30 protein-coding genes and 3 pseudogenes are annotated in these 26,394 nt (G+C 49.2%); 7 read left to right on the forward strand and 26 right to left on the reverse strand.

Annotated elements, in window-relative coordinates; translation table 11 throughout:
- A pseudogene (locus EKM88_RS12475) lies at nucleotides 1–219 on the forward strand (tyrosine-type recombinase/integrase); the annotation flags it as partial.
- Between the two features lie 119 nt (nucleotides 220–338).
- On the opposite strand, the gene EKM88_RS12480 reads toward EKM88_RS12475, so the two are convergent.
- From EKM88_RS12480 to EKM88_RS12510, 6 genes and pseudogenes are all read right to left on the reverse strand, one after another.
- Nucleotides 339–1,532 (reverse strand): site-specific integrase, encoded by a 1,194-nt coding sequence (locus tag EKM88_RS12480; RefSeq protein WP_125706657.1) that lies wholly within the window; start codon nucleotides 1,530–1,532, stop codon nucleotides 339–341.
- 2 nt (nucleotides 1,533–1,534) lie between these two features.
- Nucleotides 1,535–1,783, reverse strand: a complete 249-nt coding sequence (locus EKM88_RS12485; protein WP_125706658.1) for a DUF3173 family protein — start codon at nucleotides 1,781–1,783, stop codon at nucleotides 1,535–1,537.
- Between the two features lie 646 nt (nucleotides 1,784–2,429).
- Nucleotides 2,430–2,828: a sigma factor-like helix-turn-helix DNA-binding protein gene (locus tag EKM88_RS12495; protein ID WP_125706659.1), complete on the reverse strand. Its 399-nt coding sequence runs from the start codon at nucleotides 2,826–2,828 to the stop codon at nucleotides 2,430–2,432.
- 371 nt (nucleotides 2,829–3,199) lie between these two features.
- Nucleotides 3,200–3,374, reverse strand: a pseudogene (locus EKM88_RS13710) (DapH/DapD/GlmU-related protein); the annotation flags it as partial.
- Between the two features lie 283 nt (nucleotides 3,375–3,657).
- A complete protein-coding gene (locus tag EKM88_RS12505) occupies nucleotides 3,658–3,933 on the reverse strand; it encodes a hypothetical protein (protein ID WP_125706661.1) in 276 nt (91 codons plus the stop codon).
- A gap of 140 nt (nucleotides 3,934–4,073) precedes the next feature.
- Nucleotides 4,074–4,586, reverse strand: coding sequence for a hypothetical protein (locus EKM88_RS12510; RefSeq protein ID WP_125706662.1), 513 nt, complete (start codon nucleotides 4,584–4,586; stop codon nucleotides 4,074–4,076).
- 277 nt (nucleotides 4,587–4,863) lie between these two features.
- Between EKM88_RS12510 and EKM88_RS12515 the strand changes: the two genes are divergently transcribed.
- Nucleotides 4,864–6,270 (forward strand): IS5 family transposase, encoded by a 1,407-nt coding sequence (locus EKM88_RS12515; protein ID WP_125706663.1) that lies wholly within the window; start codon nucleotides 4,864–4,866, stop codon nucleotides 6,268–6,270.
- A 266-nt stretch (nucleotides 6,271–6,536) separates the two neighbouring features.
- On the opposite strand, the gene EKM88_RS12520 is transcribed toward EKM88_RS12515, so the two are convergent.
- Nucleotides 6,537–6,971, reverse strand: a complete 435-nt coding sequence (locus tag EKM88_RS12520) for a TVP38/TMEM64 family protein (protein ID WP_225418488.1) — start codon at nucleotides 6,969–6,971, stop codon at nucleotides 6,537–6,539.
- A gap of 121 nt (nucleotides 6,972–7,092) precedes the next feature.
- On the opposite strand from EKM88_RS12520, the pseudogene EKM88_RS12525 reads away from it, so the two are divergent.
- From EKM88_RS12525 to EKM88_RS12535, 3 genes and pseudogenes are all read left to right on the forward strand, one after another.
- Nucleotides 7,093–8,169: pseudogene (locus EKM88_RS12525) on the forward strand (IS30 family transposase).
- Nucleotides 8,170–8,437: 268 nt separating this feature from the next.
- Nucleotides 8,438–9,088, forward strand: coding sequence for an ABC transporter ATP-binding protein (locus EKM88_RS12530; protein WP_125706664.1), 651 nt, complete (start codon nucleotides 8,438–8,440; stop codon nucleotides 9,086–9,088).
- Nucleotides 9,081–9,839 carry an ABC transporter permease gene (locus EKM88_RS12535; protein WP_125706665.1) on the forward strand — a complete coding sequence of 253 codons (759 nt, stop codon included), beginning with the start codon at nucleotides 9,081–9,083 and terminating at the stop codon, nucleotides 9,837–9,839. Before EKM88_RS12530 ends, EKM88_RS12535 begins: the two co-directional genes overlap by 8 nt.
- Before the next feature lie 295 nt (nucleotides 9,840–10,134).
- On the opposite strand, the gene EKM88_RS12540 is transcribed toward EKM88_RS12535, so the two are convergent.
- From EKM88_RS12540 to EKM88_RS12595, 12 genes are all read right to left on the reverse strand, one after another.
- Nucleotides 10,135–11,058: a conjugal transfer protein gene (locus tag EKM88_RS12540; RefSeq protein ID WP_125706666.1), complete on the reverse strand. Its 924-nt coding sequence runs from the start codon at nucleotides 11,056–11,058 to the stop codon at nucleotides 10,135–10,137.
- On the reverse strand, nucleotides 11,055–11,588 hold the full coding sequence (locus EKM88_RS12545; RefSeq protein ID WP_125706667.1) for a hypothetical protein: 534 nt from the start codon (nucleotides 11,586–11,588) through the stop codon (nucleotides 11,055–11,057). The genes EKM88_RS12540 and EKM88_RS12545 overlap by 4 nt, the downstream gene beginning before the upstream one ends.
- A 9-nt stretch (nucleotides 11,589–11,597) precedes the next feature.
- Nucleotides 11,598–12,593 carry a bifunctional lytic transglycosylase/C40 family peptidase gene (locus tag EKM88_RS12550; RefSeq protein WP_125706668.1) on the reverse strand — a complete coding sequence of 332 codons (996 nt, stop codon included), beginning with the start codon at nucleotides 12,591–12,593 and terminating at the stop codon, nucleotides 11,598–11,600.
- The gene (locus EKM88_RS12555; protein WP_125706686.1) at nucleotides 12,590–14,692 is read right to left on the reverse strand and encodes a CD3337/EF1877 family mobilome membrane protein; all 2,103 of its coding nucleotides are present in this window, start codon (nucleotides 14,690–14,692) and stop codon (nucleotides 12,590–12,592) included. Before EKM88_RS12555 ends, EKM88_RS12550 begins: the two co-directional genes overlap by 4 nt.
- Nucleotides 14,679–17,144: a conjugal transfer ATPase TcpF gene (tcpF, locus tag EKM88_RS12560; protein ID WP_125706669.1), complete on the reverse strand. Its 2,466-nt coding sequence runs from the start codon at nucleotides 17,142–17,144 to the stop codon at nucleotides 14,679–14,681. Before tcpF ends, EKM88_RS12555 begins: the two co-directional genes overlap by 14 nt.
- Nucleotides 17,128–17,520: a conjugal transfer protein gene (locus tag EKM88_RS12565; protein ID WP_125706670.1), complete on the reverse strand. Its 393-nt coding sequence runs from the start codon at nucleotides 17,518–17,520 to the stop codon at nucleotides 17,128–17,130. Before EKM88_RS12565 ends, tcpF begins: the two co-directional genes overlap by 17 nt.
- A 61-nt stretch (nucleotides 17,521–17,581) precedes the next feature.
- Entirely contained in the window at nucleotides 17,582–18,085 is a 504-nt protein-coding gene (locus EKM88_RS12570) for an antirestriction protein ArdA (protein ID WP_125706671.1), read from the reverse strand.
- Between the two features lies 1 nt (nucleotide 18,086).
- Nucleotides 18,087–18,308: a hypothetical protein gene (locus EKM88_RS12575; protein ID WP_003606383.1), complete on the reverse strand. Its 222-nt coding sequence runs from the start codon at nucleotides 18,306–18,308 to the stop codon at nucleotides 18,087–18,089.
- A 98-nt stretch (nucleotides 18,309–18,406) separates the two neighbouring features.
- Nucleotides 18,407–19,141 carry a DNA-methyltransferase gene (locus tag EKM88_RS12580; protein ID WP_125706672.1) on the reverse strand — a complete coding sequence of 245 codons (735 nt, stop codon included), beginning with the start codon at nucleotides 19,139–19,141 and terminating at the stop codon, nucleotides 18,407–18,409.
- Nucleotides 19,142–19,271: 130 nt separating this feature from the next.
- Nucleotides 19,272–19,598 carry a hypothetical protein gene (locus EKM88_RS12585; RefSeq protein ID WP_125706673.1) on the reverse strand — a complete coding sequence of 109 codons (327 nt, stop codon included), beginning with the start codon at nucleotides 19,596–19,598 and terminating at the stop codon, nucleotides 19,272–19,274.
- Nucleotides 19,588–20,778, reverse strand: a complete 1,191-nt coding sequence (locus tag EKM88_RS12590) for an XRE family transcriptional regulator (protein WP_125706674.1) — start codon at nucleotides 20,776–20,778, stop codon at nucleotides 19,588–19,590. Before EKM88_RS12590 ends, EKM88_RS12585 begins: the two co-directional genes overlap by 11 nt.
- Nucleotides 20,779–21,092: 314 nt before the next feature.
- Complete coding sequence (locus tag EKM88_RS12595; protein WP_125706675.1) at nucleotides 21,093–21,353, reverse strand: hypothetical protein; 261 nt, start codon at nucleotides 21,351–21,353, stop codon at nucleotides 21,093–21,095.
- Nucleotides 21,354–21,439: 86 nt separating this feature from the next.
- On the opposite strand from EKM88_RS12595, the gene EKM88_RS12600 reads away from it, so the two are divergent.
- Entirely contained in the window at nucleotides 21,440–22,030 is a 591-nt protein-coding gene (locus tag EKM88_RS12600) for a type IV toxin-antitoxin system AbiEi family antitoxin domain-containing protein (protein ID WP_125706676.1), read from the forward strand.
- The gene (locus EKM88_RS12605) at nucleotides 22,027–22,884 is read left to right on the forward strand and encodes a nucleotidyl transferase AbiEii/AbiGii toxin family protein (RefSeq protein WP_125706677.1); all 858 of its coding nucleotides are present in this window, start codon (nucleotides 22,027–22,029) and stop codon (nucleotides 22,882–22,884) included. The genes EKM88_RS12600 and EKM88_RS12605 overlap by 4 nt, the downstream gene beginning before the upstream one ends.
- A 2-nt stretch (nucleotides 22,885–22,886) precedes the next feature.
- Here EKM88_RS12605 and EKM88_RS12610 read toward each other — a convergent pair whose 3' ends face one another.
- Genes EKM88_RS12610 through EKM88_RS12640 form a run of 7 tightly spaced genes read right to left on the reverse strand, consistent with a single transcriptional unit; the run spans nucleotide 22,887 to nucleotide 26,223 of the window.
- Complete coding sequence (locus EKM88_RS12610) at nucleotides 22,887–23,162, reverse strand: hypothetical protein (RefSeq protein ID WP_125706678.1); 276 nt, start codon at nucleotides 23,160–23,162, stop codon at nucleotides 22,887–22,889.
- Nucleotides 23,152–24,549: an FtsK/SpoIIIE domain-containing protein gene (locus EKM88_RS12615; RefSeq protein WP_125706679.1), complete on the reverse strand. Its 1,398-nt coding sequence runs from the start codon at nucleotides 24,547–24,549 to the stop codon at nucleotides 23,152–23,154. The genes EKM88_RS12610 and EKM88_RS12615 overlap by 11 nt, the downstream gene beginning before the upstream one ends.
- Nucleotides 24,542–25,084, reverse strand: a complete 543-nt coding sequence (locus EKM88_RS12620; protein ID WP_125706680.1) for a hypothetical protein — start codon at nucleotides 25,082–25,084, stop codon at nucleotides 24,542–24,544. Before EKM88_RS12620 ends, EKM88_RS12615 begins: the two co-directional genes overlap by 8 nt.
- A gap of 12 nt (nucleotides 25,085–25,096) precedes the next feature.
- Complete coding sequence (locus EKM88_RS12625; protein ID WP_125706681.1) at nucleotides 25,097–25,426, reverse strand: hypothetical protein; 330 nt, start codon at nucleotides 25,424–25,426, stop codon at nucleotides 25,097–25,099.
- Complete coding sequence (locus tag EKM88_RS12630; protein WP_125706682.1) at nucleotides 25,427–25,675, reverse strand: hypothetical protein; 249 nt, start codon at nucleotides 25,673–25,675, stop codon at nucleotides 25,427–25,429.
- 34 nt (nucleotides 25,676–25,709) lie between these two features.
- Nucleotides 25,710–25,967: a hypothetical protein gene (locus EKM88_RS12635; protein WP_125706683.1), complete on the reverse strand. Its 258-nt coding sequence runs from the start codon at nucleotides 25,965–25,967 to the stop codon at nucleotides 25,710–25,712.
- Nucleotides 25,960–26,223, reverse strand: coding sequence for a hypothetical protein (locus EKM88_RS12640; protein WP_125706684.1), 264 nt, complete (start codon nucleotides 26,221–26,223; stop codon nucleotides 25,960–25,962). Before EKM88_RS12640 ends, EKM88_RS12635 begins: the two co-directional genes overlap by 8 nt.
- Between the last annotated feature and the right edge of the window lie 171 nt (nucleotides 26,224–26,394).

A 26,394-nucleotide genomic window follows, 5' to 3' on the forward strand; every position in this document is an offset into this window, starting at 1 on the left:
TTGTCTAAGCGCTTAGGCCACTCGTCACCAGAGATTACGCTGAAGCACTACTCGCACTTGTGGGGCGGGCTGGATGCTGACATCGCCGAACAGATTGCAGGCAACATCACGATCAAAACGGCGGGTCAGAATCAGGTGCGGTTCGTGGGGAATCAGGCTGTGAAGTACGATCAATTAAGCCCCGCCAAACTCCCCGCCAAAATGGCAGTCGAGGCATAGAAAACTAGTGATGACGCGGGTTAGCGCCGCTGAAGATACGCTTGAATGGGAATAGACAGAATTGGCTTATAAATGCCGGTATATCAACGTTTTGATGACTGTCTAACCCGTTCGTGAAACTATCGTGCAACTTCTGGTGCAAGTCCAGCGGTAACACCGTTGTTTTGAACCTGCGCCACGTCTGATTTAGCGGTCGAAATTTCGACTAGACCATTCAGCCGTTTGGCGGCCTCAAAGTTCATATTCGGATATAAATGCCCGTAAGTTCCGAGCGTCGTCTGAATATCTTCGTGGCCGAGGCGTTCTTTAATCACCAGTGGGTTCTCACCCAGACTGATCAACAACGAAGCATGTGAATGCCGTAAAGCATGAACGCGGATGCGATGTACTCCTGCCAGAGCTGCATGCCGCTTAATGATTCGCATGACCAGATCGCGGCGAGTAGGAACGCCGTTGAACGATAGAACAAAATCCGTTTTACACTCAAGCGCTTGTGCTTTTTTCCAATTGGAGAGAAGCTCAAGCGTTTTTGCGTCCAGTGGAATCGTGAGATTGCTGGCCTTGGTCTTTGGTGTGGAGAAAGAGTAGTTCGTGTAGCTGCGTAACCACAGCGTCTTGTTGATCCGAACCGTGCCTTCCTCAAAGTCGATGTCGTCCCATTGCAGGGCGGTCGCTTCACCGATGCGCATACCAGTCATAAATAGGAACCACAGGGTGAAGAAGCAGAAGTGCTGGTAGAAGTCTTCGATATAGAAGGTCTTGATGACCGCCTCGAATTCTTCTTTCGTCCAGAAGTCCACTTGGTTCTTCACCTTCTTAACGTTACCGACGGTCTTGGTGGGGTTCTCGTTCATGAAGCCGAGTACAATGGCTCGTTGAAAGACGCGCGATAGCATGCATTGGACTAAGCGGGTGTAACTTTTACTTACTTGACAGGTCATTTGGTTCTGCCATTTCTGTATGTCCACCGGCCTAATCTTGTCCATGTACATGTGCTCAAACATCTTGAAGTGCTTCAAACTGGAACGCCGACTGTCGTAGGTTTGCGGCTTCACTTGGTTCTTGTACCACGGAAGAAAGAATTCTTCCCAGAATTGTTTGAATTGAATGTGTTGTTGGTCACGTTCCTTGACAACTTCCTCTACACCGCCACCGACCATTTCCTTGTAGGCTTTGCGTGCATCACGACGGGTCGTGAATCCACCAACCTGCTTCTGGATTTTCTCGCCTGTCTTTGGATCAACACCAAGGTAGGCTCGGAAGTAGAAAGTACCATTCTTGCGTGTTTTGATTGGGTCTTTAGTTGTAGCCATGTTTATTTCTCCTTTGATGCTTCGGAGTGCATGGATTTGGCGAGTTCTGCCAACGTGCGCGTGCTAAATTGGAGACCCAGTATTTCTTCAACAGCAGTTACCGGTACGCGTCCGAGCTTCGGGCTTTTGTAGTAGGGAACACCTTTGCGCACCATCAGCAGCTTAGCGCGTCTGATAATGTCCTGTGCGCGTGAGGCACCATACCCAAGAGCAATCAGTTCGTGTTTCGTCATCGTGATCACGTGAACCATATTCTTCTCCTTTCTGGGGAGCACGGATCGTACCGATGCTCCAGTCTACCATCCAAAAGTTACGTGCAACAATACCCGGTGCAAAAAATAATAAATGATTCATCATCATTCAGCCCGGTTCCAACCGGCTATCGAGGAACTAAATACGATCCTCTCTCCCTTGTTTCGTCAGGGTGACGTGCAAGTGTCCGGCTCACTGGGTTAATCGCTCGCTCGTGGGAGGTCGTGGCGTTGTGGGGCCTTCGTTGCTGAATGATGCTGTTCAGTTGTCAAAGGACATAGCGAGCAAAAGAAAATCCCGCTTCTGCATATACAGACAGCGGGAACGGGTCGAAATGAAACCAAAATCAGAAAAAAGTTGAAATTGATTATGTGCGAGTTAGTTGTGAACCTGATTGAGTGGACGGTTGCGATAGGTGTTCAGCAACATTGAAGCGCTGAACGCTGAATACAAATTTGATTTGAAGTTCTTGCCTCAAATCTGGATTGACATAGCTTTTTCCGTATGCAGCCTCACGATCGAAATCGTAGCTGAACATATCGAGTAGTTAAGACATTGCCTCATCGTCTCCGCCCTGCGCTGCCAAGATAACCGGGATCAGGTTATCGACCTCTGTATAATGCATTGAACACTCCTCCGTATTCATTACATATTTTCGTATGCTTCCTTAATCCGCGCTAGTGCCCGTCGCCGCCTCTTGTTCACCCCCTGACTAGTTTTGCCGGTGCGGCTGCCGATTTCCACATCGTTAAGTTCGGAGTAGTAGTATTGATACAACACCATCTTATCAGCTATGGAAAGCGTTACAATGGCCGTGGCAAGACGTTCATTTTCGATGAATGATTCTAGATGAGCAATTTCTTCATTAGTCAAAACAAAGTCCTCAAGATGACCTGGTTCAGCAATCTCCTCTAACAACCAGTCTTCAAGCGGAGTTTCTTTGACGTCTTTGAGATGCTTACGGTAAATGTTAATTCGCTCATTGCGAAGGACTTGCTGCATGTACCTAATGAACATACGAGAAACCTCACGTTCGCTGCTCATATCGTTGACCTCCTGATGGATTTTTTTGCTACACAGTTACAGAAAGGATTTCGCCAGACAAATGAAACCGGTTCTCAAATAAATAGAAAAAGAACCGATGAGTACAAGTTGCATACTCGTCGATTCTTGTGGTTTGATGATTGGCAAGTGTGGGAATACCGGTACTGCTGGCTTAGGTCAACAGTTTGAGGTTACGAATGTGATTATCCTGAGCTTTTAGGAAGCTAGCTTCACAGTTTCTGCAAGCATGTCTAGTTTGATACGCGCTTCCTTCGTGTGCACGGTAGTTAATAATGGCACGATTTTTTCAAGTAGAACATCGTCATACTGCCACCACTGGAAGGCTTCCAGCCAGTCGATGGTGGCTTGGTCGAAGCGGGAGCGGATCACTTTGGCTGGGTTGCCGCCGACAATGGCGTAGGCAGGCACGTCTTTGGTGACCAGCGCATACGCACCGATGACGGCGCCGTCGCCGATATGCACGCCTGGCATGATGATGGCGTGACGACCGATCCAGACTTCATTGCCGATGACCGTGTCGCCTTTGACTGGCATATCTTCTTTGGTCATGCCGAGCTTGGCGATCAAGCTACGGTCTAGTTCTGAGAAGATGAAGGTGGAGAAGGTGTTCATCGGGTGGTTGGCGGCGCCCATGATGAAGCGGACGTTGCGCGCAAAGCTGCAGAAGCTACCGATGATCAGACGGCCGTGGGCAGGACGGTTGTACAGCACGTTTTCGCTGTTGAAGTCAGCGTCGTCTGCGGCGTCGTAATAGTTGTGCCGGCCGACGAAAATGTTATTGTCGAACTTTTGATTTTCGATCCACATATTAGTAAGCCACCTTTCCTAAAACAAACTTGCGCACGCCGTAGGTCACGACGAAACTAAGCACTAAGCCACCGACCAGCGTCGGGAGAATATCGACGCCAAGCAAGTGTGGTCCGTAATTGACCAGATAAGTGCCAGAGTAACTACCGAGGGCCCCGAAGACGAGGTATAAACCCAGCATGACGATACTTTTTTCATGGAAGAAGCGGTCGATGGCGTAGACAGCGGCGCCCATAGCGAGCCCGACGATAACAGCAGTGATGATGGATAGTAACATTTGAATTACCTCTCTTGATTTTAGTGATGAACAGGGACAATAATATACGGTTTGCGGTGATGGAATCGTTGAATGGCGAATGCTACCGCACTTAATACAACGAGACCTGGCAGAATCTTTGGTAAGTACATGGCGACCTCCTAGTGCAACAAGTGAAATGCTTGCTGACAATAGTTTGCGGCGTTGTCGTAGGACTGTTCTAAGACCGGGCCAACTTTGGTAGTGCGGCGGGTTTTAGCCCAACTGTAGCTGAAATACCCCAGCGCCCAGCCGAGGAAAGTGGGGACTGCGAGGATCGCGCAGAGAACTACCATTTGGTTAGTGACCGCAAATACCGATCCGGCCATGAATGCTGTGCCGATCAAGCCGACGGTCATCGCGACCACGGTAGGCACTGAGGATTTGCTACGTTCCAGCCCGGCAGCGGCAGCCATTTCCTGCTCGAATTGTTTTTGCAGTCGATTTAACGCTGCCTTTTCAGGCAAGTTACGATCTCGCTTTAATTTCAGCGTAACCGTGCTTTTACCGATGTCCGGCGTACGATCAGTTACTTGCCAACCGAAGTTCATATAGCCGTCAATATAATTATTTTGCATTGCCTTGGGAATCTGTTGTTCAAGATACTCGAAGGCTACAAAGTCGGATTCTGTCATGGATATATCTCCTTTTTCTTTAACTTTTTAACAACGTCAGTATATCTACGCGATATTTTCAAATTGTTGGCGATATGTTTCTGAGATGTTAAAACTGAAAACGGGATTGCATCTATGCTGTTGGCCGAAAGCTATTCACTAGTGGCTGGTGAATAATTTGTCCAAGTTATTTGTAACAGCTCCTTAACCCGTTATCGTTGTATAATAGATGCATAGGAATTCCCGGTATTCCGTCAATCCCCATGCACTTTACACAACCCTATCGGAGGCGTTATCCATGGTTTATCGTCAAACAGTCACGCAACTCTCAATTGAATCCTTTGGTACTGCACTGAGCACACCGCTCAGTGCAGACAACGAGTGGGTTCAGCTTGCGGATCAAATGCCATGGCAGAAGTTAAGCGAGGCATACCAATTGGCTTTTCCTTCGAAGCTTGGCCGTGCTGGTAAACCATTTCGCCTGTTGTATGGTGCTCAGTTGATCAAGCAACGAACTGGTTTGTCTGATCGAGACGTTGTCGAAGCGATTCGTGACACCCCGGCTTATCAATACTTCATTGGTATCCCTCAGTATCAACTTAAAGTCCCATTCGATCACACGGCGCTGGCGTACTTTCGCCGGCGAATCGCGCCGATTTCTGAATTGATCCGCAATATCATGACCGATACGGTTCGGGAACGACTTCAACGCCACTTACCAACCAAGTCGGTGATGATCACCGACGCAACTTGTACTCCGGTGAATATCAAGTTTCCCCAAGATACGCATCTACTTAATCAGGCGAGAACAAACCTAGAAGATGACATTAAAGTCATGGCTAAACAGCTTCAAATTGCACCACCACGGACTTACAAGCGTGAAGCTCACGCAAAGTGGACTGCCTTTTCACGCAAACCACGACGTTGGGGGAAGCTCACACAAAAGCAAATCAAAGCCCAACTTCAATACATTCGTCGCGACTTGCGCTATGTCGATGAGATGATCGACCAAGGTGCGACCTTGACCGCGGCGCGGGCTAAGCGACTTGGCGTGATTCGCTTAGTCTTTGACCAACAAGATTACATGTATCGCAACCACACGCATCGTGTCGAAAACCGGATCGTAAGCTTAAGTCAGCCGGAGATTCGTCCAATCATGCGAGGTAAATCAAAGTCCCCGGTTGAGTTTGGACCAAAGATCGATGTTTCGATCATGGATGGCGTGATTGACATTGAGCGTTTCTCTTTCAATGCCTTCAATGAAAGTGGTGACCTTGGATCGACACTTGATCACTACTACGACGTGCACGGCGAGTATCCAGACGAGGTACTGTTGGACACACTGTATCGAACTCGCGAAAACATTGGGATGTGTGCCAACCTTGGTATCCGCGTGAGTGGACCGCGGCTTGGACGTAAACCAAAGCATGTGGATCCAGCACAGCGCCATCAGGATCAAGACGCAGAGAACCGCCGCGGCGAAATTGAACGCCGATTCTCGTTCGTAAAGGGTAATCTCGGATTGGATCTTGTCAAAGAGAAGACCGCAGAGACAATTGCGGTTGCCGTAGACACTGGTGTGGTCATGGCGAATTTGGAAAATTTTCTCGCAGTTTTAAGTAGACCAATTTCGATTACTGCCAAAAAGAATAAGACTGCGGTGAAGATTGATTACAAAGTTATCGTGGATTTGCCTGAAAGTTAGGGCTAATTCACCAGCCACTTCACTAGTCCCTGTTCAAGACTAAACCAAAAGAAAGGCCACCTCGATGTATCAGCGTAGAAGACATCGGGATGGCCTCATTGTTGAGTCACAGCTCAGCAGGGGGACTGCTGAGTGTGTTGGAGTCAATCATTGTGCAAGTTAGGTCATTAACCGTTGTTGAGTCGGAGTGTATCAAGTGTGATATAACCATGACCTTCTTTGCACGTAATGGTTGCACTGGCATCACCTCCTTAGGTGTTGAAGTCTTACAAATAAGGCGCAATGAACTTAAAGGCAGTGTTTAAGCCGAGACTGTATGCAAGTATCGTCCAAGGTTTGCATAAAACAATGATCGTCACGAATTTTTTCACGGACATTTTGGTTAGTCCGGCAAACATACATAAGAGGTCGTCGGGTGCGACTGGCATTAGAATTGCAATCGCAAACACGCGATCAAACTTTGTTCCGCCATCGAGGTAATGCTGATACTTCGCCATCGTTTTCTCTGGAACAAGTAGTGATATAAAGTTCCTGCCAAAGCGGCGAACCAGAAGGAAGCTAGCGATGGAGCCAATACTGATGCCAATGTAGTTATAAACAAAGCCCCATTTAGCACCAAACATGGCAATCGCTGCGACGGTTGAAAGCCCGCCAGGAATCACGGGGAAAATCACCTGAATGATTTGTAAAAGAACAAACACCCGCGTTTTACAATCAAGTTAGCCACTATCGTTACTGAAAGGAGAAGATAAAAAACATCAAGTCGATACGACCTGTTATCATTAAAGTTCCTACACAATTAATGAAAGAGGTATCGTCTTGATGCAAGAACAGCTTAACACGTCTCATATCAAAGGTCACCATCTCACTTCAATTGAGCGTGGAAAAATTGCCGTACTTCACGCCGAGAAACAATCGAATCGAGAAATTGCCCGTCGTCTTGGCATCAACCGCCAAACTGTTGCCAATGAGCTGTTACGTGGTGAAATTGATCAAGTCAAGAAGACTAACGGTAGGCTTACCTATCGTCGTGAGTAAAGCCCTGAGGCCGCCCAAGCACGCTATGAGGATCAGCGTCGTAAGTGTCACAGACCACTCAAGCTACCGCAAGCTGCGGACTTCATCGCTTACTTCACTGCGCACTTCAAAACAGACGGCTGGTCTCCCGATGCCGCGGTCGGTAGGGCTAAGAAAGAGAAGCTGTACCAACCAGACGAGATGGTCTGCACGGCGACGCTTTACAACTACATCGAAGCCCAATATTTGGAGGTAAGAAACATTGATCTGCTTGAGAAAACCAGCCGTCGAGTTAAGCGAGAACACCGCGCCAACACCAAATACAAACGCCAACTGGCTGGTCGCAGTATCGATGAGCGGCCCAAGCGCGTTGACAACCGGCGCGAATTCGGTCACTTCGAGTTAGACACGATTGTCGGTAAGCGTAACGGTCAAGAGAGCGTCATCATGACGCTCATCGAGCGCAAGTCGCGCTTCCAGTTCATGCGCTTGATTGACGGCCGCGACGCTGATTCGGTAAACCACGCAATGCGTGGCATTATTGCCGAATACGGCGACACCATCCAAACAATCACCGCCGACAACGGTTCTGAATTCGCAGAGCTATCCACGGTGCTCGACAATATGGCGACAGTCTACTACGTTCATCCATATCGCTCAAGCGAGCGTGGCACTAACGAAGTCCACAACAAGATGGTACGGCGTGATTTCCCTAAAGGCGAGTCTCTAGACGCGGTTAGTCCATTGGCAGTGGCGGCGACTGAAGCTAGGCTAAACCATCTCCCACGCCGGCAACTGGGCTACCATACCACTGAAGAGGTCTTCGTCGCCGAGCGTGCCAAGACCCAGCGCCGGGTCGCCAAGGCGGCCACGGCTGGCTAGCCCATCAACAGCTCAGATAACATGTCGTCTCCCGGTGTCGTGTCACAGGTGGCTAACTTGTTCTTGCAATTTGCGAATTCGTATGCATATATTATAAGGCAGTAACGTCTTCAAGTCACCGATATAAAGAACTATGCGTTTTTGAACAGCCACTATGTAAAGGAAGCTACCCAGAGAAACTAAAGCAAATCTAAAGAAAACTCAGAATTCTATATTGGTGTTCTCAAACGTCGAGGACTAAACTTATTAAAAAAGGATAGCGATTACCATGACTTTAATTTTAACCCTTGATCAGGTGAACTATGCGCCTCAGGGGAAAACAATTCTGTCCGACATTGATCTGGAAATTAACGAGAACGCCTTTATTACTTTTACTGGGCCATCCGGTTCGGGTAAAAGTACGCTTCTGCGACTGATTGCAACATTACTGACGCCTACTAGTGGTGTGATCAAATATCAAGGCCAGCCACAGGCAATGTTGCCTAAACCGCACTATCGTCAGGAGGTTTCATACTGCTTCCAGCAGCCAAGTCTTTTTGGTGAAACCGTGCGGGATAATCTGGCTTTTCCTTTTTCAATTCGCAATCATCCTTGGTCTCAAAAGCGCGCAGAGCAAGCACTGGCATCAGTCGAGTTGTCAGAGGCGATGATTGATGCGCCGATCACTTCGCTTTCAGGCGGAGAGAAGCAACGTGTCGCGCTGATTCGCAACTTGTTGTTCCCACCCAAAGTCTTGTTGCTAGATGAAGTGACGACAGGGCTTGATTCTGATACAAAGGATTGTGTGCATCGGCTGATTGCGTCTTACCATCAGCAAGGAATGACAATCTTGATGGTAACACACGACGAAACTGAGATTGCAGCAGCAGAAGCCTTGTTAGAAATTCGTGGTGGGCGTTTGGAGGCAAAACATGAATAGTCTAATCGTTAGTCCTACCGCACTGGCCTTTGCTGTGGTATTAGTTTTGATTGCGCTGGTCATCAACTTACGTGAAAAAATCGGTTTGGAAAAGGATATGCTAATTGGGGTCATCCGGGCAGTAGTCCAACTTACCGTAGTAGGATATGTGCTGACATACATCATCAAGGTTGATCGTTTGTGGTTGACTGGTTTGATGGTTGCAATCATTATCTTTAATGCTGCGCTGAATGCCAATAAACGCGCCAATGGGATTCCCCATGCTTTTGCCATCAGCTTACTGGCAATTAGCACGGCGACACTGTTGACCATTGCACTGCTGGTTTTAACTCACTCGGTCCGTTTTACTCCCAGCCAAATCGTTCCAGTCTCAGGCATGATTGCATCAAACTCGATGGTTGCCATCGGCTTAGCCTACCGGAGTATGAATGCGAGCTTTCATGATCAACGGCAAGGCGTGTTGGAGCGTCTGGCGTTAGGTGCGACTTTGAAACAAGCCTCAAACGCTATTGTGCGTAGTGCAATTCGTACCGGTATGGCCCCGACCATTGATTCTGCTAAAACAGTTGGGATCGTCAGTCTACCGGGCATGATGTCGGGCTTAATTTTTGCGGGTGTTGATCCAACTAAGGCAATTATGTACCAGATCATGGTCACGTTCATGTTACTAGCAGCCACGAGCATCGGGAGTGTCATTGCATGTTACATAGCCTATCCGCAGTTTTATAACGTAGATTTACAGTTGCGATAGTACGTACTGCCGTTTTCCAATGTTACTAGCTTCAATTCGAACTCAGGGTGATTCTGACTGTAAATACTCACTCGGAAAACTAGCCTTTCAAGCTCTTGTATACTGAAGGACTTTATATCAAGGCCCTCAGTCACCAAATCTTATCTTTGTTGTTTCAGGGATACAATGGATTTTTGGGCTTAGGGTTTCCGGAATAATCAGTCTCAACACAAAAAATTCTAGACCCAGAATAACGACAAAACCCGGCACGACTCACTACGCTAGTTTAAGCGTAAGGGTCGTGCCGGGCCTTCTTTTAGATTCCGTCAGTGATCATCCAGTTGTTGCTTTGCTTAGAGAGGGTCAGAGTGTATTGCGAAATTTGACTCATGTCGTTGTCAGTGTCGAGATACTTCACAGATAACGTGACAGTCAAACCGCGCTTAGTCTGTTTAAAGACTGGATCTAGCAGTTCCACGAACTTGAGGTTTCGTTCGATTGGCCGTGTGCCATTCTTGACGTAATACTTGAGTTCGTTGCGATCACTTTGCGGGTACAAAGCGAAGAACGTTTTGAGGAACTTGGTTACGTCGTCTACGGTGCTGCTGGCTACCGTGTTACCAGACTGGGTATCTGGGAGCTTGATCCGGGCCGTCGCTGGTTCAGCCGCGATGGTTGGGTTCTTGGTGACCACCATATCGCCGTTGTCATTTTGCATGACGTTGATTGTGTAGGTGCTGGTCACGGTTTTCTTGTCTTTGCCCTTAGTGAGGTCTTGCTTCACCGTAAACAGCACACAGAACGTGTCTTTGGCTGTTTTGCTCACGTCCCAGACCTTAACTTCACTCACTGTGGCTGTGGTGGGAATGTCACTACGCACCGTATCTGCGTTCAGCGATTGCAGTTGCTCCACGAGATACGGTTGCAAGGCTTTCTGCCGTTGATCGAGAGCTTCATGGCTAGGTTGCCACGAGTAGTAGAGCTTAGCGAAGTCGGTGGTGAAGGTTGCCAAGGCGTGCGTGTCGATCACTTTGGTCTTGATCACTTGGACTTCATGCACCGTGTGGGTGTCAATGGCTGTCATGTTCTTGTAGACACCGAAGCTGGTGCTGCCGATCAACACTGCCCAGCAAAGTAGCGTAATCGGACGACGCAAGCCGTGGTGCATAATTTTAGGCGGCTTGGGTGCTGCTGGCTTCTTCTTGAACCAGCCGTTCTTTTGGGTTTTGTCTTTACTCAAGGTTCGTTCACCTTGTCCTTTCTAGTTTCATAGCAGCGATAAAAGTCATCGTAAATATCGAGAAAACGTACGAACAGGCGTTGCAGCGAGATTCGCTTGTAGCCCTCATAGTCGGTTTCGATATACTGACCGAGTTCACGGTCGTTGTTGAAATATTCTTCGGCCAAGTAGCGTTCGCGGTCGAGGATATACTTGCGGTCTTCTGGTGCAAACACTTTGCCTTTGAGCCATCGATCAACGGCTACTTCATGCGCGACAGCGAGGCGATACTCGCGCCGGTGCCCGTACTCCATTTCCGGCATCCGGTCAACGAAGCGGTCGAGAACGTGGCACAGCTCGTCAGTGTTGGGTAGGCGTTGTTTGAAGAACTTGATGCGTTCCCATTCGCCTGACGCAAAGTCTAGTTCCTTATTGCGCAATGCACGGTTGTCACCGAATTTGAGATCAACGTGCGCCTTTTGCAGCGCATCGTCATAGGTGTTGGTGATGAGATCCATCCAGTCAAAATAACTGATTCCATTTTGATCCATTGGCTTCACCTACTTCTTCACACGCCCGGCGCCGATCAGGTGGGCTTGCCAATAGCTTGAGTTCAAGTCGGCATAGCTCAGCGGGTCGCCTGCGTTGTACATCTTCATGCCGCCGACATAGATGCCAACGTGGGTCACGTAGTCGGCAGTGTCATAGGTTGAGTGGAAGAACACGAGGTCACCGGGTTTGGCGTCTTTGATGTTTAGGTGTGCCGTGGCATCGTACTGTGCTTGTGCGGTGCGGGGGAGTTTGATCCCAGCTTTGCCGTAGCACCAACTAGTCAGCCCGGAACAGTCAAAGCCCGTTGTTGGCGTTGATCCGCCGAACACATAACGAGTGCCTTGATATTTGAGCGCCTCATCCATGATTGCTTGCACCGTTTTGTCATCGAATTTCGCACCACCTGTGACAAGGTATTGCGAGATGACCGACACGTAGTACATGTTCCCATAGGCATAGCGCCAACCGTCTTTAGCAACCACGTTGGTGTAGGTGACTTTCTTACCACCGGACTTTTCTTTAGCAAAAGATGTTGCCAGCTCAAGCGTGTACTTTTTGCCGTGCTTAGCAACGTAATCAATAAAGCCGCCACCATAGTTGTAGCTTTGAATCGCAGTGTTGAGATCCTCGCTCGCAGCTTTCATGCTTTTTAACAGCGACGCGAAATATTTCACGCCTTGCTTGATGGACGCTTCGGTATCTAGCGTATTGACCGGTAGTCCCAGCGATTCACTGGCTTGCATCACGTCGCCACCTTTGCCGCCGGATTCGACCTGCATGATGGCGAGTATCACCATCACCTGGTCTGAAATGCCGAACTCTTTACAATACTTTTCGACCGTCAGCTTATGCTTGTAGACTTCAGCGGATAAGTTCATCGCATCGGCTGTGATCGCAGAGGTAGGCTGGTCTTCGTCATCATCAGAGGCAATGACCGCAAAAAACAGACCGCCAATCAACAGTATCGGGAGTGCGGCGAGAGCTAACCAGCGCCAGAGTTTCATCGCTTCTTATGCCCCTTAGCCTTTTTGATCCGCTGTGGCTTTGGGTTGCGTGGCTTGGCTGGCTTTTCGGAAACGAGGGTCAGGGGTTTCTTGGTTTTATCCGTTGGCGGAGTGGGTTCTTGGTGTGGTGTGATTGTGGGTTCTGCTTGCGGCTTCGTGGCTGGACGTGGAGGCCGAGTTGTTGTTGGCTTCGTGGCAGCACGCTTAGGTTGCCCACTGGTATCAGCTTGTTCGGGCTTTGGCTTGGGAGGGGTGGCAGTTGTTGGCTTACGAGTTGGTTCAACCGGCGGCTTGGTAACCGTTGGTTTTGGCTTTTCAGGATCAGCTTTAGGCTTGATCGCGAGCTTGCGTTCTTGCATTTGCTTACGCCGCTGCTCAAGCTGTTTGTCGCGTTCCTGCTGATTGGCCTCACGCCGCCTCTTGAAGCTGTCCTTCGCAGTTTCGGCGGCGTACTTAGTCAGTTGCTTACCACGATGCAGACCATATAAAACGTTGTTTGGCGCGTCCTTCACCTGATCAAGGCCACGTTTGGTCTTGTCCTTGAGCTTGTTGCCGACATCAGATACATCGGCGAGTTTCTCACCTAGTCGTTGGCTGCGTGGCTTCTTGGGTTGTTGCGGTTTCGTAGCGTCCGCAGTTTGCTCGCGTTGCGTACCAGCGGGGAGCTGTGGTGTTTGCGGCATTCCGCGTCCTTTACCATAGCTTCGCGACAGGAAACGTCCTGCCATTGCGCCGCCCATAGCACTGCCAACAAATTGCCGAAGCATTCGGTTACCACGACGCGAGAAGCGTTGCGCGCCTTGCTGGGCGTCATAGCTGTGTAGCTGCATCATGCCCATCAAGTCGCCAAGCTTCATCCAGATTCCGGCGAAGATGGTAACTTGCAGGAAGGCCACGAGGAAGAACGGTGAGGTGGCCGATAATCCGTAGACCATTGCCGATAGCGAGAACGCCATCGTGATCACCAGCGTCACGCCAACTCGTGTCATGATGGTGTTAAACAGCTTCATAATGTTCTGCTTCATCAATCCGTTAAAGGACGGCAACATGGCAAGCAAGAATGACACTGGCAGGAACGTCGCGTAAATGATAAAGAGTATTTGACTGAACAGCATCATTGCCGTCAGGAAGAAGACAAACAAGGTGATCGCGATATTGAACAGGACAACAAAGGTAGTGGTGCCCAACCGATTGATGGTCATGGTTGGTGAGAGGTTCTCGTTGTCGTTGTCTTCAATTTCAGCTTTCACCACGTCGGTGCGAGTTTTACCCTTGTCCCCGAACGGATTGGTCTTCATCAGCTTGTTCACGCGGCCTTTGCCAACGGTATCAGCGTCGCTGTCGCCAAACTGTAAAAGCGTCCACGGCTGCTTCACCTGAATTTCAAAAAGGGTGTCACGGATCGCATCGACGCCTGATTTATCGGTGGCAGTATCAGTCCCCATAATCATCTTGGAGCCAGTGTTGAGTGCGCTGGTGCTGATGTCAGAACTGAACTCATTGATCTTGCTGACGTAATCTGGTGCGTAGGCGATAAAGCTGGCTGACGTGATGAAAATCACTACGAAGTTGACGATCGCCGAGATTGCTTTGGAGGTTTCACGCTTGATGATGCCGGTATAGGCCACGTAGATACCGACCACTAGCGTAATCATCAGGAGCATTCCGGGGTAAAAGCCGTCAGTGGTGAAGCCATCTTTTGACACGCCGGCCAAGAGTTGCATGTTCTTCCCAATCGCGTCAGACGTATCTTTGATGAAGTCCAGCGAGTAGGCTTGCTGAATCAGGTAGCCCGCAGCGTTTGAAAGGTAGACCGAGAGCGTCCACAAAAAGTTGGTGATGGCATACAGGCCATAAGAAACGCTTTTGCCGATACCATCGCCCCAGTTCCACGGGAGCCAGTCCCAACTCGTATCCACGAAGTAGTCAAGCTGGTAGTGCGACAACGGGTACTTTGAATACTCATTGGCGCCGCCAGACCGATCGTCTACCAGTCCCGCTGCGTGTACCGATTGTCCGCCAGCGAGCACTAGCACCAACATGAATGCCGCGACAATACCGAGGAACAGCAGAAGCCGCCGACGGTTAGCTTTCGTCATCAGCAATCACCTCCACGGGTTTCGGTGGCCGAGTATCAAAGGCGTGGTGTAGGTGTTCAAAAATATAGTCGAAGTGCAGCACGCCGACGTGTCCCCAGATGTCTTGGAACAAGCACTCCCCATTATCTAGTGACCGGAGCCGGTTCTGATTGCCTTCGTCTTCGGCATCAAGGCCAAAAAAGTGCAGCGTGTTCTTGATTTCCGTGATGTCCGTACTGCGGAACGCAAATTTTTGCGCAATGTTGTTCTTCATCTTTTCGTCGAGCAAGTCGTCCGCATTTTGAGTGACGAGGTAGACCCCGGCATTCATGGAGCGGCCTTCACGAATTAGCTTCATGGATAACGCCTTACCCTGTGCCACGTTCAAGAACGCCCAGGCTTCGTCCAAGTCCACGATTTTGAACTGTGCGCGGTCTTGGTGAATGAAGTCGATGGCGAATGTGCTGATTATCATGAGCATGGCGACCGATAACATTTCGGCAGTGATATATTCTTCCTGCGTCTTGTCTGCGTCTGGAAGCACTAAGTCTGCGATTTGCACGATGTTGATCTTGCGGTCAAGAGCGATTGTCCGCCGCGCCGTTCCGTCAGAGAACAGTAGTGCCGCAAAGTCGTAGTCCGTAAAGGATTCGATGTGGTCAGCAATGTTGCGCGCAATAGGTGTGTCTTCGCGGCGGAGTTCATCAATGACTTTCAACAGTCCCGGTTCGGGCGCTTGCGTTACCGCTCGAATCGCTTTGCGCAGCGTCGGGAAGCGGTCGGCGTCACGGCTTGAGATCCCCGTGAGGAAGGTTAGGGTGTCAACGGCCAACGATTCCGAATCTTTCAAGTTGGATAAGATGATATAAGGATCAAGCAAGCCGCGGTTTACTTCGTCACTAGTCAAATTGACAATGTTGATCTCGTTTTCCATAAAGTCTAAGTTCTCAGCCCACCCGGTACGTTCCGACTTGGGATCAAGAATCAATGCCTGTGCCCCGTAAAGCACAGCGTAGTAGACGAGAAGATTGTTGGAGAAGGACTTACCACCACCCAAGCTACCAAGAAACGCAGCGGATAAGGCATTGGTAACAGTGCCCTTGATACCTTGTGCGGCAATATCTGGTTGCAAGTAGACGTTGCGTCCGGTATCGACGTTGTAGCCAATGTAGATACCTTCCTTTTCGCCGAGCGATTGCGTCGCACCAAAGCCTAGTGAGGCGATGAAATCGCTGGTGACGTACTGGATATAGTCGTTGATGTAGCGCTTTGAGGCAGGGATAAACTCGCTGTGTAGTCCCAGCATGTCGCCGAATGGTCGCACGAGTTTGATGTTGAGGCTGTCGTAGAAATCAAGTAGCTGATCGGCGCGGCGCTTCATTTCGTCTTCGGATTGCCCGGCCACGCGAATGACATAGCTGATCTTGTACATGGCGTCCTTAGTCTGATCAAGATTGCTTTCAAGCTCATCGACCGAATCCAAGGCATCACTAACGCCACGTGTCGTTTCGTTGCCGGACTGATAAGCGTGTTCGTCGAGGTCTTTGAGTTCTTTCTTCTTGTTGCGTACCTTGGTCAGAGCCTTCTTGTTCGTCACAATCTCTACGTTCAGGCTGGTGTCGATTGGAAAATCGAACTGGCTTTGTTGGAAATAAAAAATTTCACTGCCGGGAAACTCCAATTCGCCAACAATGTCAGAAAGCGTCAGGTACGTCACGTAGCTGGCATCCAGTCCGTGGGTGATCTTGATTGAGCGTTGGTGCTGCTCAATCAGTGAGCGGGTTGGCTTGATCAAGTCATAGCGTTTGATGATCGTGTCGCGCTTAGACTTCTTACGGGGTAAGTGGTACTCATAATCGTCGTAATCTTGCCCAGTCATGCCGTAGAGGTGTTCGAGCAGGTAGCCGAAGTCGTTTTTGTCGAGTGGTCGCACTTTGAAGCGCCGACCAATCTTCTCGGCGAGAAACTTTGCGGACTTGGCGTAGCGTTCTACCTCCGCGTTGTTCATGGTGAAGAAATCACCAGCGAACGTCGTGTTGAACTCGGCGAAGAAGTCCCGAATGCCCAAGGACATATCCTTGAAGATAGACTTGGCGGTAACCTCTGCGTCGTTCAGCAACAGCTTAAAGCCGATGAAGAAGCGGTAGTCCACTTGGTTGTCACCGACGTTTTCGGTCAGTGCTTCGGCTTGGCCGTCAATATGCTGGAAGGCGATGTCTTTAAGCGTTCCTTTGACCAACTTCTTTGAGCGATCGAGGGTGTCCCGGACACTGGCTTCGGTGGCGAGCTGCAATAAATGGAGCTTGCCATCACGATTCTGGGAGATCAGTTGGCGGAAGTTCTCATGGACTTGTTGCTTCTGTTCGGGACTTAGAAACGAGTAGTTGTACGGGATCAGTTCAAAATAGGCAAAGCACTCGCTATCTGTGTTCCAGACCAAATTGTCCTCAATATACTTAATTGGAAATTTCATTGTGGCACCTCCAAACGTAGGTCACAGCAGCGGTTTGTTTCTCTTTCTGCGACTTCACAGGTTTACCAGCATAGGTGAGCTTCGGGGTAATGGCGTAGTTGATCACCGACCGCAAGAATCCCATTGGCTTCTTGTTATCGAAGGTCTTCTGGCTCATGAACCACGTTAGCCCAGCCGGAATGCCGACGTACTTGAGAAACGCGCCGTCGATGAATGACAGTGGCGGCAAGTCGCCCAGTAGCATGACTGCAAACAGACTGACGATGAACCACGTCATTTGCGTAAACGTAATTGGAAACGGCAGCTGCAAGTCGTTGATGGCGTACAGCACCTTTTCCACCGACCAGATGCTGGTGTAGGATCTGACTTTCTTCATGTGATCTCCTTTCGTAGTGAGATAAAAAGGCTGACGCCTTTTGCAGCGCCAGCCCCAGTGACTAGTTCAGATATTCGTAAATGCCGTTCTTGGTAGTAATGTATTGACCGTCAGCTTCGAGGTCATCGGCCAGTCGTTGGTAATCGACATACGACTGGATTGACTCTGGCACTTCGCCGCAGTAATCACCGTCTTGTACCAACATGATTGCCAGATCCTGCATAGAATCGACTTGGTAGTGCACAAAATCGTCAATATGCGCGGCTAGCTCGATCACGTCATCAAAGCGTGCGTCCAGCAGTTCCTCCACAACATCACCGAGTTCGGAGTTGTTGAGCTGCTCTAAAGCGGCGCCCATCGCATTGATATGGTCGATACTGTCATATTCGGAAACTGGGAATGGCGCTTCGTAATCATGAATCGCGTATTCTTCGTACTGTTCGTTCAGGCCGATTTGTTCGGCCATGTCGTCCCAGTTTATCGGTGGCTCGAACCATGCACCGACAGATTCGCCTTCGTTGTACTTACCAAGATTGGCAATCCAAACGCGAAATTCAGCAGCCATATTAAGCCCCCATGACGCGGTTAAACAGATTCAGCAGCACGTCTTTGACCCCAGCGGTGTTGAACACCAACCCCACGGCGATGATCGCAATGACCAAGAAGCCGATGAGCTTGGAGAACTCGCGCTTGAAGCCGAGGTAGACCCCGATAATGGCAATCGCCATCAGCACCAAGCTCTGGGCGTTGGAAGTGAACCAGTTAAACAAGTTTTGTCCAAAATTCATAATAATCATCCTTTGATTTTTAGTTTTGTGACCAAGGCTCCTTTCAAGATTGCCGCTATTTTGGCGTGGTCAGCGGCGACCGGATCTAGAGTGACGAATCAAAAAAGCTCGGTTTGGGTTGCGTGGTGGTGCTTGATGCGGTCGATGGCACGCCGCCAGTATTCTTCGCTAATTTCATAGCCGATGAAATGACGGTCAGTGTCCATTGCGGCAATCGCGGTGGTGCCAGACCCCATGCAGTTATCCAGCACAATCTCGCCGGGCTGGGTGTAAGTCTTAATGAGGTAGGCAAAGAGATCGACAGGCTTTTGCGTCGGGTGCCAGCCGGTGCGATCAGACTTGTAGTTGAGCACGTCAGACGGGTAGTTCGTCCATTCTTGCGTGTAACTATCGGGAACGTTCCACGGGTGCAGCTGATTTGAGTTCTCGTATTTACGTGAGTTGACGGTTTTGTTATAGGGGAGCAGTCCTTGGGGAAAGTAATTCATACCTTTTGTATCAGGAGAGTTACCAAAGTTGGCTGTACCCGATTTGGAGAAGACGAGAATCTCCTCGAACCGGGATAACGGACGGTTCTTAGCATTGACGAAGTTGGTGACGGTATTCTTGATCCAGACCCACTTGTAGCGATACAGGGCGGGATTTGATTGTACTAAGTCCGCAGAGAACTGTTCAGTTGCGGTGAGCACGATCGCGCCTTGAGGTTTGATGAGCCGTTCGTATTGACCCCAGAGGTGGGCAAACGGAATCACCTTGTCCCAAGCGTTTGCTGTGGTGCCATACGGCAAGTCACACAGGATCATGTCGATAGAGGCTGTCGGTAAGTCCGTTATACCTTCCAGACAATCGCGATTATAGATGACGTCTAGTTCGATTACGTTGATACTCCTTTAGTTGAATTTGTGACCATCACTCCTTTTTGAATTGCGATTGTTTTGGTACGGTCAATCGCGACCAAGTTGGTTAATCGAAAAACAGGTCTTCCACAGGAGCTGTGAAGACCGGCCAGCCAGATTCTTCGGCTGTTTGATAAAGCAGTCGGCGCAGTTCACCGTAGTTCAAAGCGCGACCATCACGGCCAATCAATGCCGCCGGGTGTTCTTGTTGCTGGTGACGCCAAGCGATGTAGTCTTGTGCTGTGAAGCCAAAGCTGTTCATGTCGCAAATGCGCCGGTACCTCTTGTGTTCGACCACACCGACTAGCGCGGCCTTGTAGACGTAGACGTTCAGCACGCAATCTTTGAATACCTTGCCTCGCAGCGGGTGGGAAGCAAGGACGTCATTGACCAAACATGTCACCTCCTAGTTCCTCGCTACCGACAGTCTGTTGCTCAATCAGCTTGAGGTGTTTGTCGGTTAGTTCGGCGTCTTTGATCATGAGCTGCAAGTCAGTAGTGCCGAAGTAGTTGTCAATTTCCTTGATAACCTTGAGAGTGGGCATGACTTGCTTTTGGAGCCACGCCTTCGTCTTATTCAGGTCAAAGGGCTGGGGGGCAGTAGTCAGGCGAATTGGCTGGCGACCTTTGCCAAGAAAGTATGCCCAGCGGTCGTTGAGCGGCCACCTCAAACGGCTTTTGTCCGGGACTTCATCCACGAAGCGCATGTAGCGGGTGATGATACCGAACGCGACCTTTTCGGCGTCACGGGTAATCAGCATGTTCTCAATAGCCTTAACCGCTCGCTCGTTTTTCAAACGAATTTCAAACCGGTTGATGATCGGGGTGTCGGCAATCGAGATACCACGTTTGGCAGCTTGTTCGGCAGCCTTTTCGTAGATGCAGAAATACACGTCACTTTTCATCGTGCCGATGTAAAGCGTATTGCCTCGGCCAGCTTCGTCGAGATCCACAAGCTTGCCTGATTGCAGTCCTTGAAACGACCGCATGACGGAAATGCACTCGTTATTCAGGCACTTATCGACTAGCTCTGGAATACTTAGCAGGCCAACCATGTCGTTAATCGCAATATCGACCCGCTTGAAAATACCGCCAGCTTCATCGACCCTAAGGAAGTAGTCGTACCAGTTCTCGCCGTGGCTAAGCAGAATACCCTCAAACTCGCGGCAGCCTTGGCCTTTCATTTCGACCAGTGTGCCGAGGTTGGAGCCGACCGGTGCCACCATGACCTGAATGTTGGAGAAGATATACATGGCTGAATAACCGTAGAAGCCGTGTTCCTCAAATATCAGATGTTCTGGGGTCAGGCCGAGAATCTGGGTGATCACGGCCTTGGCATCATGGGTGGGGAACCGCACGCGCATGTAATCAAACATCAGCGTCAGTTCTGGCTCATCGTTCCAGTTCTTGAGCAGCCGGTCGATTTCCATTTGCAGCGACGCACTGGGGTTAGTCCGGCCACTTTCAATTTGGCTAAAATGATGTGAGGTTACGCCTAACCGACGCGCAACCTGTACTTGGGTCAGTCCCAGTCTTTTTCGACGTGACCTGACCGTATCTGTCCATGTTTCCATGTCCGAATGGCTCACTCCTTTCTTGATAAATAAAAATTGTGGATTTGAGGTGCCATCCACAATTTGCTAATTTTCGTATGAACGCCGTCGTATCAACCTTTCTCCCCCGTGTTCAGGCACAGACGTTGTATTTAATACCCCCCTGTTAGAGTACTGGGGGTAAGCGGTCGGCTGGCGCCGACCGCTGCCACTCACGCTTGCGGCTTTCGCGCTGCACGCCGCGCGTGGCGGCAGGGTGCAGCCTTGTTGAACAGATTGGGTAGTCATAGTCTTGCTCCTTTCATAGGTTTGTCTTGATGACGGCATTTAGCCTATTAGTAATGATGCGCCCAGCTATGGTAGATGAGCTGCATACCAGTTTGCGTCATGGTGGCTGTGAACCAGAAGTAGACGGGCTTGCCTGAGATGGTGCGATCACCAACGAGTTCGAGCCAATGATCACCGCCTTCGTAAGGTTCAATGTAGTCGCACATTTCTAACAATGCGTCTTCGGCGTCCTCTGGGGTTCCAGCTATAATCGTGTCAGCGTAGTCTTCTGGGAAACAGATTTGGTTGTGGATTGTTGGAATGATCAATTTCTATACCTCTTTCATTTGATTGAGATTTCACATCCAAACATAGTTCTGTGGTATAATTATGTTTGAACGTGGGAGGCGATAACGTGCAGGGTGATACTTTAAACAAATTGCTACGACTGAACAACGGACAGGTTACGCGACAACAGATCGAACGGGCAGGTCTCGATCCACACTTGCTGGTTGATTTGACGCGCGCAGGGAAGTTAGAACGGGTGGATCGTGGTGTGTATATTGATCCAGCGATTTTTGAAGACGACATGTATATATTGCAGTACCGATTCAGCAAAGGTGTATATTTCAAAGACACGGCGCTGTTCTTACATGGCATGATTGATCGGACGCCGGGAACGTATGAAATGAATTTTCCGCAGAATTATCATCCAACCACAATCGGCCGGTACCCAGTTAAGGTGTATCGGCAGAAACCAGAATGGCATGAACTTGGTGTAGAAGAAGTGAAAAGTCCAGGACAGCATTTGGTTCGTGTTTACAATGTGGAACGGACGTTGTGTGATATTTTACGAACCCGTGATGCTTCGGATGCAGAAACAATCAAACAAGCAATGGTGGCCTTCTCACAGATGAAGCATAAAGACTTGCATCGCTTGAGCGAGTATGCAGATATTTTCAAGGTGAAAGATAAGATTAGAGCGTATATGGAGGTATTACTATGAAACTCGGGTTCACCAATGGACAACAATTCAAGGCGAAAATCCGCAATTTAGCAAAGGAGAAGCATCTCGATCCCCAACTATTGATGCAGGAGGTTGTATTAGATGAAATTGTGGATCGAATCTCTCAATCACAATATCGTGACAACTTGATTTTGAAAGGCGGCTTCTTGATTGCATCGATGCTAGGCGTTGATACCCGTTCGACGCGGGATATAGATACATCAATCAAGGGGCTGCCAGTTAATCAAGACGAGGTGCTCAAGGTCTTCACCGAAATTGCCGACATGAACGAACCAGATGGTGAAATCACTATTCAGATTACCAAAATCGATGACATTCGCGTGGCCGCTGACTATGCAGGATTCCGCATTCATCTACGGGCGAAAATCTATGCAAGTGAAGTTGATACCAAGATTGATGTCTCTACGGGTGATACAATTACGCCGCGCGAAATATCTTGGCATCATCACACTATTTTCAACAATCAAGACATTATGGTGATGGCGTACAACGTCGAGACAATTCTGGCAGAAAAGTTGGAATCCATGGTCGCGAGAAAAGATCTGAATACGCGGTTGAAGGACTACTACGATTTGTATCTGTTTGACAAGGTGCAAATTCAAAATATTAACTTTGAAACGTTGAAAGCCGCGCTGTTGGCAACTGCGAAACTACGGGGAACGGAAGCATTGCTGCCGAACTACGCTGCGACTATTAAGATGTTGCGTAATGACACAACGCTACGGAGTTTGTGGTTGAAATACCAAGAACGTAATGAGTACGCGCGCGGTATTGAATACGCCGCAACTTGTGATGCGGCGTTGGACTTGGTGAACGCGATCGGATTACCATAGAACTACTCCTCGTCACCTTCGTCTGCGACGTTGGTGTAAGTCATAATCAAGCCACCGTCGTCGCCAGTAGTGACGTTGAACCAAAAGCGCTTCGGAAAACGGTCAGCGGTCAGTCCGCCGGGAGCGCCCATCCAGATTCGTGAATCCGGGTACTCGTGGGCGTGCATTGCCATCCATTCAAGTTGGTCTTCCGCGTCTTCGTCAGACTGGAAAGGCACGTTCTCGTGAAAGTCATTGAGGAATTGCGATCGGTTTTCGATTTTGACATCAGTGCTCATTTGGCACCTCCTGTTCTGTTGGGGTTTCAGGAATTGTATTAGCTGCGGCACCGATTTCGGTGAGAAAGTCATAGCCGCGTGGTACTAACGGTGTATAAAATTCGGAAATGACGCTGCCGCCAGTGTCCACATAGCCGCGTCCCTTGATTGGTTTCTGGAAAAAAACCTTGTTGGTTTCGCCAAACATCATCGAATATCCGAGTTCACTCATGCGTCCAAGCGCAACGCGGAACATAAACTGATCTCTGATCCCGTCGCCCAAATACTTTGCGTCAGGGCGTTGGCAGGCCAACACGAGGAAGAAGCCGGCTTGACGGCCAAGCATGACGATTTGTTTGAGCTTAGACATGATTTGCATGGCATCGCGGCCAAGCATATCCATGAAGGCCACGTATTCATCAAAAATCAGAAAATGGGCGGGTAGTCCAAGATAGGCGTAGTTCTCGCCAGTCTTGTATCCGTCCATTTGTTTCATTTTATCGTTGCGCGCCATCATGTCCTGATAGAAGGTTTCAAGCGCACCAAGCATAGCTTCTTTCTTGGCGAAGACACCAGGCATCACGTCTGCTAGATCGGCGAGGTCAGCGTTTTTCGGGTCAAGAATGGTGAGCTGTGCACCGTCTTTCAGCAGGGCTTCAATCAGTGTCAATATGAAGTAGGTCTTACCACCGCCAGTCCCACCAGCGATTAACATGTGGGGCAGCGCGTCATAGTGCCAAGCCACGGTTTCCATGAGTTGCATGGAACCATGTTCACAGGTCACGTCAGCAATGGTGATACGCTTGCCGATAGTGTCGTAAAGCAAGGTGTATTCGACATAAGAATCGTGCAGGATCTTGTCGACCAGCTCACAGTACAGACCAGCCTCTAACTTCTTTTCTAAGTGCAAGAGTTGGTCTTGATAGGAAGACATGACGATTTCAACCGAAACGTGGATCAGTCCGTCCTTGAGCCGGTAGTAAATTTTGGGAAAGTGCGAAACCTTTTCCTTGGTGCGCGTTGAGCCTAAGTCCTTGAAGAAGCTCTCACTGTTGGACTGGTCAGTTTGGTACCATTTGTTCTCCATAATCATGCGGGCGAGCTTCTGCCGGTGTTCTATCTGCTTGTAAGAATCCGCAAACCAGGTGCGGTAACCCCACAGACTAAGACCAAAGAGTAGTGCTGTGCATAAACTGTTGATAATCAGCGGTAGCCACGACCAAGGCAAGGCCGCCACATCCGGCCAACTAAAGAATTTCCAGTTGATTTGTTTTAGCAGCGGCCAATAGGCAAGCGCAGCCCCAGTTACCCACAAGCAAACCACAACGGTCATCGCCGTGTTGTAGAGAAAGTTGCGTTGACGCGGATAGACCCGTGTACCGCGATAGGTCCAAATGTTCTTAAACATAGACATTTACAAACTGAAAAGCTACACCGTTGATTATCGGCTCAAGTGAAAAGTAAAAGCGGGCGTCATCTCGGTGATGACGGACATCTTCGACAGGCATTGTGAGAACGAATCCATTTTCACGGTATAGCTGACACTCAGCAATTTCATGTAGCAGTTCCCCCAATGGCCCGCCCTTTGTAAGTCTTGTGCAAGCTTTTGGGAGAATAACAGAGTTATAAGCATTCAAGAAGACCTCCACATTTTCAAAGCGAATCCCTTGCAGCGGACGCCTTGGCGTAATCCACGGTTCGTACTTGACGGTTAGCCGATGACGATTTTCATGCAGCGAAAATATAAAAAGTTCATCGTTACCGTGAATTGTGAACTCTGCATCGCGAGCTTGCTTGATAAATGGCTGTCCTGTACGCCGTGCACGTTTGGCGCGACAGAAAAGCACCGTAATGAGATAGTCTGCGGGTGGAGAGTAACGGGTGGACGCGCCGTAGTATTGGTTCAGAAATTCATAAAGACCAATAATCTCTAATTGCTGCATCGTGCTCTCCTTTCATTCGTCATCTGATCCGTCAGGAAATTCAGTTTGGCAACCGGCATAAACGATAGTTAGGTTGTGTGCATTGTCAGCATAGATTTCAAAGTTAAAACAGTGAGGTGGCGTTTGCACACCATACATATCAATATTGAAGCCCACTCCAACGTTGTAAGTGTCAAAATCATGTTCTAATGCTTCCGCGGCACCCTCAATAACCGGCTCAAGCAAACTACCGAGAGTTTCCTCGTGCTCGGGTAAGGCTAGTAGCCCGAAGTAGTCCTTGTAATACTGCTTCATGTTGACTAAGCGGATATCGCGTAAAAGCTCGTAATCTGGGTCTTTCATCTATTTCACTCCTAAATATTTGATAACGGGTTGTCGGTCTTCGGTGTCGATATTAAAGCTGAACTCTTTGGATTCATGATCGCGGGTACATTCGCCGTCTACCCAAATAGAAAACGGTTCGCCAGCAGTTGCCTGTTCGGCAGCCATCAACACCATGTCGATCAAAGCGTCCGGGCTAGGATCATGGAAATCAGGGTCAACTAGCGCGGGGTAGTCTTCCAAGAATCCGTCGATATTCATTGCGGACATTTTCGAGCTCCTTTCATTTGTGATAATACGAAATTCATTCCACACCCATATAAATCACGGTGTCTTCAAGCAAGTTGAAAATAAATTCCTTTGGTTCGTCATCAATCGTGTTGTCATCAACCCAGATAATGAATTGACCGTCCATTGCCTGTGTTGCGGCATCGGCGACCAATTCCTGTAAAAAATCAGCGCTTGGTGGAACGCCATCTGTTCTGACAAGTCTGATGTAGTCTTCGATGAATTCGGTGATTTCAAAATTTTGTGGTTGAATCGATCTCACATCCTTATTCATCGCTGACGCCCAGATACGAGATCCGCAAGCCATCTTCACCTTCGTATGAAGTGAACGAGAACAGCTTATTCATGCCGTCGTTGGTCTGTTCGCAGTCGATATGCAGGTGTTGGTAGGATTCAGGGCTTTCTTCCATGAGTTCCACCATGTCTTGCAAAATCTCGTCTGGATCAAGGCGGTAGTCGTTGTCGATTTCTTCGTTATAGTCGTCGATGAACACTTCACGACCAACAACGGTCAATGTGGAAGTCATCATCAGGGATCAACTCCTTTCGTTAGTGGTAAGCAACCGCCGCAGCGGGCGGCGCGCGCGAGGAGTGGAGCAATGAGCAGCTATTTCTTGTCATTGGTGTTTGGCTTCTCCTGCGGCTTGACCGGTGCGGTAGCAATCACGAGATCCTTGGCTTTCATGTACCACGAAGTTTCA

The organism is Lacticaseibacillus daqingensis, assembly GCF_003946115.1.
Lineage (GTDB): Bacteria > Bacillota > Bacilli > Lactobacillales > Lactobacillaceae > Lacticaseibacillus > Lacticaseibacillus daqingensis.

Excerpts from the sequence above, each read along its gene's own strand:
- EKM88_RS12615 (WP_125706679.1), bottom strand. The coding sequence starts at position 24,549 with ATGTTTAAGAACATTTGGACCTATCGCGGTACACGGGTCTATCCGCGT.
- EKM88_RS12590 (WP_125706674.1), bottom strand. The coding sequence starts at position 20,778 with ATGGAAACATGGACAGATACGGTCAGGTCACGTCGAAAAAGACTGGGA.
- EKM88_RS12575 (WP_003606383.1), bottom strand. The coding sequence starts at position 18,308 with ATGAATTTTGGACAAAACTTGTTTAACTGGTTCACTTCCAACGCCCAG.
- EKM88_RS12485 (WP_125706658.1), bottom strand. The coding sequence starts at position 1,783 with ATGGTTCACGTGATCACGATGACGAAACACGAACTGATTGCTCTTGGG.
- EKM88_RS12630 (WP_125706682.1), bottom strand. The coding sequence starts at position 25,675 with ATGTCCGCAATGAATATCGACGGATTCTTGGAAGACTACCCCGCGCTA.
- EKM88_RS12555 (WP_125706686.1), bottom strand. The coding sequence starts at position 14,692 with ATGACGAAAGCTAACCGTCGGCGGCTTCTGCTGTTCCTCGGTATTGTC.
- EKM88_RS12640 (WP_125706684.1), bottom strand. The coding sequence starts at position 26,223 with ATGATGACTTCCACATTGACCGTTGTTGGTCGTGAAGTGTTCATCGAC.
- EKM88_RS12545 (WP_125706667.1), bottom strand. The coding sequence starts at position 11,588 with ATGGATCAAAATGGAATCAGTTATTTTGACTGGATGGATCTCATCACC.
- EKM88_RS12495 (WP_125706659.1), bottom strand. The coding sequence starts at position 2,828 with ATGAGCAGCGAACGTGAGGTTTCTCGTATGTTCATTAGGTACATGCAG.
- tcpF (WP_125706669.1), bottom strand. The coding sequence starts at position 17,144 with ATGAAATTTCCAATTAAGTATATTGAGGACAATTTGGTCTGGAACACA.
- EKM88_RS12515 (WP_125706663.1), top strand. The coding sequence starts at position 4,864 with ATGGTTTATCGTCAAACAGTCACGCAACTCTCAATTGAATCCTTTGGT.
- EKM88_RS12570 (WP_125706671.1), bottom strand. The coding sequence starts at position 18,085 with ATGGCTGCTGAATTTCGCGTTTGGATTGCCAATCTTGGTAAGTACAAC.
- EKM88_RS12565 (WP_125706670.1), bottom strand. The coding sequence starts at position 17,520 with ATGAAGAAAGTCAGATCCTACACCAGCATCTGGTCGGTGGAAAAGGTG.
- EKM88_RS12635 (WP_125706683.1), bottom strand. The coding sequence starts at position 25,967 with ATGAATAAGGATGTGAGATCGATTCAACCACAAAATTTTGAAATCACC.
- EKM88_RS12530 (WP_125706664.1), top strand. The coding sequence starts at position 8,438 with ATGACTTTAATTTTAACCCTTGATCAGGTGAACTATGCGCCTCAGGGG.
- EKM88_RS12610 (WP_125706678.1), bottom strand. The coding sequence starts at position 23,162 with ATGAGCACTGATGTCAAAATCGAAAACCGATCGCAATTCCTCAATGAC.
- EKM88_RS12625 (WP_125706681.1), bottom strand. The coding sequence starts at position 25,426 with ATGAAAGACCCAGATTACGAGCTTTTACGCGATATCCGCTTAGTCAAC.
- EKM88_RS12480 (WP_125706657.1), bottom strand. The coding sequence starts at position 1,532 with ATGGCTACAACTAAAGACCCAATCAAAACACGCAAGAATGGTACTTTC.
- EKM88_RS12535 (WP_125706665.1), top strand. The coding sequence starts at position 9,081 with ATGAATAGTCTAATCGTTAGTCCTACCGCACTGGCCTTTGCTGTGGTA.
- EKM88_RS12550 (WP_125706668.1), bottom strand. The coding sequence starts at position 12,593 with ATGAAACTCTGGCGCTGGTTAGCTCTCGCCGCACTCCCGATACTGTTG.
- EKM88_RS12620 (WP_125706680.1), bottom strand. The coding sequence starts at position 25,084 with ATGCAGCAATTAGAGATTATTGGTCTTTATGAATTTCTGAACCAATAC.
- EKM88_RS12505 (WP_125706661.1), bottom strand. The coding sequence starts at position 3,933 with ATGTTACTATCCATCATCACTGCTGTTATCGTCGGGCTCGCTATGGGC.
- EKM88_RS12605 (WP_125706677.1), top strand. The coding sequence starts at position 22,027 with ATGAAACTCGGGTTCACCAATGGACAACAATTCAAGGCGAAAATCCGC.
- EKM88_RS12510 (WP_125706662.1), bottom strand. The coding sequence starts at position 4,586 with ATGACAGAATCCGACTTTGTAGCCTTCGAGTATCTTGAACAACAGATT.